The following is a 6,998-nucleotide window of genomic DNA, read 5'->3' on the forward strand; positions in this document are numbered from 1 at the left end:
CAGAGTTGGTGTTATTTATGCTATGGGAATTTGCTTTTAGTGTCATAAGGTGTTTTATGCCTATTTTATCGGCTTATCTTTCGTGCTTAAGCCATCCCTGCATTACTCAGTATATTTTATCCTGCCATTAGAGCTAATTTTCGCTGATTTATCAATGATATTTTCACCCCGCACGCACTTTTCTAACCCGAACACTTAAGCAGGTTAACCCGTTGATTTAATTCAGTAAGCTCTGCTGCTAACTCGTTCGTGCTAATTTCATGGTCTCTTCACTTGAATTAACCATTTCGCTAAATCGTAAGAGCCCTATTTTGCATACTTCAAAGAAATTTGTGCCTGTCCCATATTATTTACTTAAAGAAGTTTGTGCCTGTCCTTTTTTGTTTTTTATTTTTTATTTTTTGTTAGCTGCTGTTAACACCAAATAAATTAACGCTCTTTAGTTCCACGGTAATTTTTACCCCCTTGATGTATGACAAGTGATGACGTGGCATCATTATGTTTAAAACTCGCTTGTAAATCGACCACTTTAGCGAAGAAATGAGTATCTGACTTTGCATAAAGGATAAACGGTTCTTGTCCCTCTCCCGAAGCGAGAAAAGATAACCTGTTATCTTTTAACATCACTTCAATGGAAAATTCAGAAAACTTATAATGCCCAACATAGTTTTTCAACGTGCCTTCTGTAACAGCAATCCCATTGATAACCGCCATATCAGCAATATAGAATTCAGCAATTTCATCAATAAACGACTGCGGACTTGCCCCCATGAGGTTTGTAAGAACAATAATGGAAAGATCATCCTCTGGATATATAACCAACGCAGATCTATCGCCACCAACAGAGGCAACTGCCGGATGCTCTACTCTATCAATAACCTGCCAGCCAAGTGCATAGCCATTTAAAAGTCGGTCAAAACCTTCCGTTTTGCCGTTATCGAGTACAGCTGGCGACCACAATTCTTTTAAGCTTGAAGGCTCGCTTAGTAGCTGTCCTCCTTGTAAAGCAACTGCCCATTGTGCTATCTCTTTAACATTTGAATTCATACCTGCCGCGGCTCGAAGAAAAGGAGGGAATTCATATTGAATCGTAGTTAATTCATTACCAAAATAGGTATAGCCTCTCGCTTGATGTGGAATAACGCCTTGAAAGTGAGTAAAGCCAGCCGACTCAGTTCGCTTCATTCCTACTTTTGTGAGTTGATTTTGCGTAATAAAATCGGTAAAGCTTTTGCCACTTACCTGCGTGATTATTTTCCCTAAAAGCACATAATTTGTAGAAGTATACTGGAATTGAGTATTGGCTTTGGCAGCCAAAGGTAAGGTTTTAACTAAACCCCAAGAAGCTTCTGCACCTTTAGGGGAAATAAGAGATGTTTCTAACTCAATTTTAGGCAGGCCTGAAGTGTTTGTAAGAAGTTGTTTAATTGTGATACCTAACCAAGCATCAGGTAAGTCTGATATATAAGAGGAAACTTTATCTGATAATGCTAATTTACCTTTTTCGACAAGTTGCATAATGGCAACCCCCACAAAAGACTTGGTCATCGAATTAATAGTAAAAACAGTATTGTCAGTGACGGCAATGTTATCTTGTATATTTGCGATGCCATAATTTGCTGTTTTGATGATTTTGTTGTTTTTTATGATAGCGACTTGTAAGCCAGGAATTTTTTTATCCTGCATCTTCTTTAATAAAAAATCATCTATTTCATCGGCATTAGCAGAAAAATTTAATATCGATAAAAAAGCTATAGATACAGAGACAATACGAGTATTGAATTTTTTCATAACGTCCTTTTTATATATTGTAAATTAAGTAACACTTACCTCTGAAAAGCAGCTAACTCTTTAGTATTTATACGGCACGTTGTTTGTGCTGCATAATCGCTTGTTGGAATGAGCCGATACCTGCTCGATGTGTCAGAGTTGGTGTTATTTATGCTATGGGAATTTGCTTTTAGTGGCGTAACTTGTCTCGAGCCTATTTTATTGGCTTGTCTTTCGTGATTAAGCCATCCCTGCATTACTCAGTACGTTTTATCCGGTTATTAGAGCTAATTTTAGCCGATTTATCAATGATATTTTCACCACACACGCACTTTTCTAGCCTGAACACTTAAGCAGGTTAACGCGTTGATTTAATTCAGCAAGCTATGCTGCTAACTCGTTCGTGCTAATTTCATGGTCTCTTCACTTGAATTAACCATTTCGCTAAATCGTAAGAGCCCTATTTTGCATACTCCAAAGAAATTTGTGCCTGTCCCATATTATTCTTTAGTATTGATTTCTCTCGCTCTAAACAATTGATTCTGGCTTCAAGTTCTTGAATCTTTTGTTGCTCTGGAGTCAAAGCTTTGGCATTAGGTGTTTCACCATTTCGCTCAAGTTCAAGTTGTTGAACCCAGCGTCTTAAAGCCGTTTCTCCAACATCCAATGAACGACATGCTTCTTGAAGTGAATAGCCTTGGTCTAAAACTAAACAAGCGGCTTAAAGTTTGAATTCTTTACTAAATGTTCTGCGTTTTTTTGCCATCGGACACCTCTGATTAAGTGGTAATGATACCACCTAAAATAGTGTCCGGAATTATTGAACCACAACATAAGTTAGTTTCCAAATATAGCTGTATTCCTTTCAAGTAATCCTACATATTGGGGATACAATTCATTGTTAGGAAAAAAGCCATTCCAATCAGTGATTCCCTGCCACTGGTTTGGTATAAATGTCATCTTGTCCATTGTTTTGGTTGAATCTATTGTAGACTGTATGTTTTCTCTCATTAATTCATAGGATGATAAATTTGTATTAATGGTGGTCCCAGTCCAGCCATCTGAGTGTTTTGTCGCTGAATATGGAATTGGGATAAGACCGATTTCAGCATCTGTCGAATTACATTTTAAAAATGAGCAGCCATCTCTCTCTGAGGTTTCGAAGTGAGCAATCGATATGCCGCTTCCATGCATAGTGTAGCCTAAATTTACAATGCCATAAACAAGGTGGTCATTTGTGTAACTATCATTTCTAGTACCCAAATATCCAAGAGAATCATCACTTGTAGGTCCCATGCAACGTATACGATTTTTACCGACGATAATTGGAATAAGCTTTAATGATTTTTTGAATGAGAAGTAATTTTTTGCTTTAAAGTCAAAATTACTTTTTTCTTTTTTGAACTCTGTAATTCCATGTTTGTGGCCAGAAATAATCTCTCCGCTAAACGTTTCTCCTTTAATTATTGCACTACCGCATACTTCAAAGTTTCTTAGCATAGGATTTTTCACCCAGGTTGTATATATTTCTCTAGCTTCCTTGGTTAGTCTTAAATAAATATCATCAAGGTCAGATTGACCTTTGTCGGGATTTCCTAGGAGAGATAGAATATCATAAACACCACCATAAAATTCATCTTTTAAAGTTTCCCAAAGGCCTCCGTTCCAATAGACTAATTCACAATACAGGTTGCCATCGGAAGCTATTGCGTAGATCCTTGATAATGCAAGAAAGTCCTGTGCCATGGTTTGAATTTTCGCATCAAGACTGGCTTCTGAAATGTCAACAACTTCGTTTAGTATTCCTTCATTTAACCATGGGAAAATATCTGACCACTTAATAATATAAATACCCAAGGCGACGTATTCAGGATCTGAGTTTAATGATGATTCAGTATGAAACTTTTGATAAGTAAATTTATTTGAAATTTCACGCCGCTTTTGTCTCTCATTGAGTAGGTTTTCTTCGCTAATTGTTGTAACTGTATTCGATGATATTTGATCCTCTAATTTTTGCTCTTGAGTGGTGTTGGATTTTTCATTCGACCACGTTAAAAATTCTGTTAAAGTTAGCTTCGAATCTTTTAATTTAGCTTTTTCATAAGCTTCGGCTTGAGCGTAGGCCTTTAATCCATCTAAATCTTTTATACTACCAATTTTGTCCGTTAGGGATTTTGAAGCTTCTTTTTTTGTTAGCTCTGGCATCGCAGGGGGAGTTACTTGATTCGCAATTGCAGGAGCCTGATCAAATACTTTAGTGTCCCAAAGCTCTTCTTGCGATTTATTTTGTAACTGATTCGTCCAGTTTTCAGCATAAGTACTCGCACATCCCCCTATGCTATCACTATGAATATCAACTCTTACATCTGTTGAAGAGTCGGAACTACTTCCGTCATAGGTGCCGCCAATTGTAGTAGCGTTGGACAAACCAGAGTACGTAAAGTTCATATTTCCACCATATTTCCAAGTGGATTGAGAGGATTTTTTTGTAAACTCAGTTTTAACCTGAGCTATTCCTCCCCAGTCAACTCCAACAACAAAGCAATCATTGGCAGTTTTTTTAAAGTTTTTACATGCATTTATCCACTTTTTAAAACTATCAATAAAATCAGGAAAATTATCTGGATTTTTCATAATGTTTTTGAGAGGTTCGTGTGGGTATAACTTTACTAATTTCGAAAATTCATCAAGAGCTGCTATGGCCGCTACTTTCTCCGCTTCCTTTAGGTTTGACAAGAAATCTGCCACTTTCATATTGTTAAAATCAATATACTCTGTACCTACGGAGATCATATAATTATATTCTATTACAATGGAGTTGTTTTTTACAGCGGATGAATTGCCTAAATATCCTGAGACCGCTGATTTAAATCTGCTTATGCCTGATATCCCATAATTACCAGAAAGTGTGAATGAACCACGATTCATAGATTCTGAATAGCAGCTTTGACTCGCTCCTGTCATTGCCTGAGAGGTTTGCATACTGTAATTCATTACGCTAACTTCTCCTCCAATAACAGTGCTACCTATCTTACCTGTTTCAGAGTTAAATATTGAACCAATTTTGGCCGAATACAATGGGTTTTTCTGTTTTGAACCGTCAATATTGCATGTGTCTTTCATTCTATTTCCTTAAAGTTGGACTTCCCAGCTTTCACTAGACAGTTTTTAATTCAGAATAATACGCTTCTTCAAACTTAGCAGGTGAAACACCTGCTGTATGTGAATGGCGCATTTTTGGATTGTAAAATATTTCTATAAAATTAAATATCTCAGCTTTCGCATCTTCGGAAATAAAACAGGACAGGCACATAATTATTCGCTCAACATTACAATGTAACCCCAACTAATAATACAAGAAATTTGTGACTGTCCCATCTAATTGCGCTATACTAACAGCTACTTTGTGGTAAACACCATTTCAAGCTGACATTTCATCAGCACACACAAAGAATCTCTTATTTTCAATACCATTATAAAAACCCGACCTTAAAATATCTTTTCTTCCATAACATCAGGTTATTTCATTAGTATTAAACATAAAACAAAGTTATAAATTATTTTCCTCATTCTAAAACAAATAACAATCTGTATTCACACAACTTGAACGCACATTTATAGAAACAATAACTTAACAGTAGTAATATAGAAATCATAAAATGCGATATGCATACAAGCAAGCTAATAACTAAGTTTGTAATATAACCAAGGAGTAAGATAAAAAACATTACACCTTATTACATGGATGTTGATTTTAAATACTATGATGGGGTTATCTAACTTCGCTGAACAGTGTCTAACTCAGAATATAGGAAATCCAATCTTGATCTTTTTCTATCCTACTCAGCTAGACTAACCTATTGACCCAATTCCAATACATCATTACGTTTACACGTCATTGCCTTTCGACATAACACCGCAGACTTTGCGCGCGCTGACGATTTGCTGTTGCTCAGTAAGATCTGGCTGTAAGTCGTAGCTGGGAGTAACAATCGGTTTAGCTGTGGTAATTTCAATATGAATGATGCTTTTTAGTGGGTATTGCTCACCTGTTATTGGGTATATGTATGTAAATAATTCATCAAAAGTAATGAGGCTGGCACATAATTATACGCTCAACATTGCAATGTAACTCGACCCAATTATGCAAGAAATTTGTGACTGTCCCATCTTACTTAGCAAATTTAATTTATGCTTCTTATTTTGGTGGCAACCACCACACTGAACCAAACCATATGTTAATAAAGGATACCCGCCTTGACCATTGTCACCGCCACCGCGCAAAAATTGAGATGAGCCTGAAGGTGCTACCCATTTAAAATCAGATGGAAACCTTTCGATAACTCCCCAACCGCCCCATGATTTATGTTCAATATTATCAGGGATTCTTTTGGGATCTTTAAAAACAAATGGTTCTTCGAATTTTGCCAAATCCCCACAAGACGGACATTTTATATCGATAGAATCGCAAATCATGAGAAATACCTAACGCCGCAAGCAACGGCTATTTTTTGCAGGCTATAATGAGAAGCGAAGCGAAACCAGCCTGCAAAAAATTGTCCGCTTGACTTGCTTTGTTATGCAGCCATTCCAAAATATTTGACAAACAACTTAGGACACATGAATTGTTCACACTCCTCAGTGAATAGCCAGTTACTTGAATATTCAACATGGCAAAAAACGCGGTCTATGAAGTAAGCCATCTCTACAAGATGCTGCCTAGAACCTCTATTGGATAGCCCTTTTGATATTCTGACTTTTATTAAATCAGCACTTATATTTTTATCTACTCGGAAATATACCCTAGCGCCTTTTTCTGAAAAATATTCAGCACCAAAAGCTTCCGCTTCAATTTCCCATTCTGCTTGATGTATTTGCTTTTGTGTAGCGACTCCGCGTAAAAATTTTCTAGCCACCAATAAGTTTTTAGCTAAGCAGTCACTTGACCTAAACCTTCTTAACTTTTCACAACAATCTAGCAGGTATCTCTTTACTAATATTTCACTGCTAGGTTTTTCACTAATTTTTTTTAATTTTTTTGCTAAATTCATACTCAAAGGCATCTACTGGATGCATAACGAGCCTGTAGAATTACTCGTTTTAATTTATTTTTTATTGATGTCTCAACCATAGCCGAGTTCCTATTTTAGTTCAATCGTTTAGAAGCTTTTCACTTGGATTTTCATTATGTGCTTTGAGGGGGATTTTATCGCTCTTAACAGCGGGCC

The 6,998-nt window shown here is 36.6% G+C and carries 4 protein-coding genes and 1 pseudogene; all 5 read right to left on the reverse strand.

Going from position 1 to position 6,998, the window contains the following annotated elements; all coding sequences use genetic code 11:
- Nucleotides 1-429 precede the first annotated feature (429 nt).
- Nucleotides 430-1,791 carry a serine hydrolase domain-containing protein gene (locus J8L98_RS24175; protein ID WP_210998616.1) on the reverse strand — a complete coding sequence of 454 codons (1,362 nt, stop codon included), beginning with the start codon at nucleotides 1,789-1,791 and terminating at the stop codon, nucleotides 430-432.
- 484 nt (nucleotides 1,792-2,275) lie between these two features.
- Nucleotides 2,276-2,536, reverse strand: a pseudogene (locus J8L98_RS24180) (transposase); the annotation flags it as partial.
- A gap of 71 nt (nucleotides 2,537-2,607) precedes the next feature.
- On the reverse strand, nucleotides 2,608-4,893 hold the full coding sequence (locus J8L98_RS24185; RefSeq protein WP_210998617.1) for a hypothetical protein: 2,286 nt from the start codon (nucleotides 4,891-4,893) through the stop codon (nucleotides 2,608-2,610).
- A 984-nt stretch (nucleotides 4,894-5,877) separates the two neighbouring features.
- Nucleotides 5,878-6,246 carry a hypothetical protein gene (locus tag J8L98_RS24190; protein WP_210998618.1) on the reverse strand — a complete coding sequence of 123 codons (369 nt, stop codon included), beginning with the start codon at nucleotides 6,244-6,246 and terminating at the stop codon, nucleotides 5,878-5,880.
- A 101-nt stretch (nucleotides 6,247-6,347) separates the two neighbouring features.
- Entirely contained in the window at nucleotides 6,348-6,821 is a 474-nt protein-coding gene (locus tag J8L98_RS24195) for a hypothetical protein (protein ID WP_210998619.1), read from the reverse strand.
- Between the last annotated feature and the right edge of the window lie 177 nt (nucleotides 6,822-6,998).

The sequence above is a fragment of the Pseudoalteromonas sp. MMG013 genome (genome assembly GCF_018100885.1).
Classification (GTDB): domain Bacteria; phylum Pseudomonadota; class Gammaproteobacteria; order Enterobacterales; family Alteromonadaceae; genus Pseudoalteromonas; species Pseudoalteromonas aurantia.

What these genes read in the sequence shown, in the direction of transcription:
- J8L98_RS24175 (WP_210998616.1), bottom strand. Translation starts at nt 1,791, where the DNA reads ATGAAAAAATTCAATACTCGTATTGTCTCTGTATCTATAGCTTTTTTA.
- J8L98_RS24185 (WP_210998617.1), bottom strand. Translation starts at nt 4,893, where the DNA reads ATGAAAGACACATGCAATATTGACGGTTCAAAACAGAAAAACCCATTG.
- J8L98_RS24190 (WP_210998618.1), bottom strand. Translation starts at nt 6,246, where the DNA reads ATGATTTGCGATTCTATCGATATAAAATGTCCGTCTTGTGGGGATTTG.
- J8L98_RS24195 (WP_210998619.1), bottom strand. Translation starts at nt 6,821, where the DNA reads ATGAATTTAGCAAAAAAATTAAAAAAAATTAGTGAAAAACCTAGCAGT.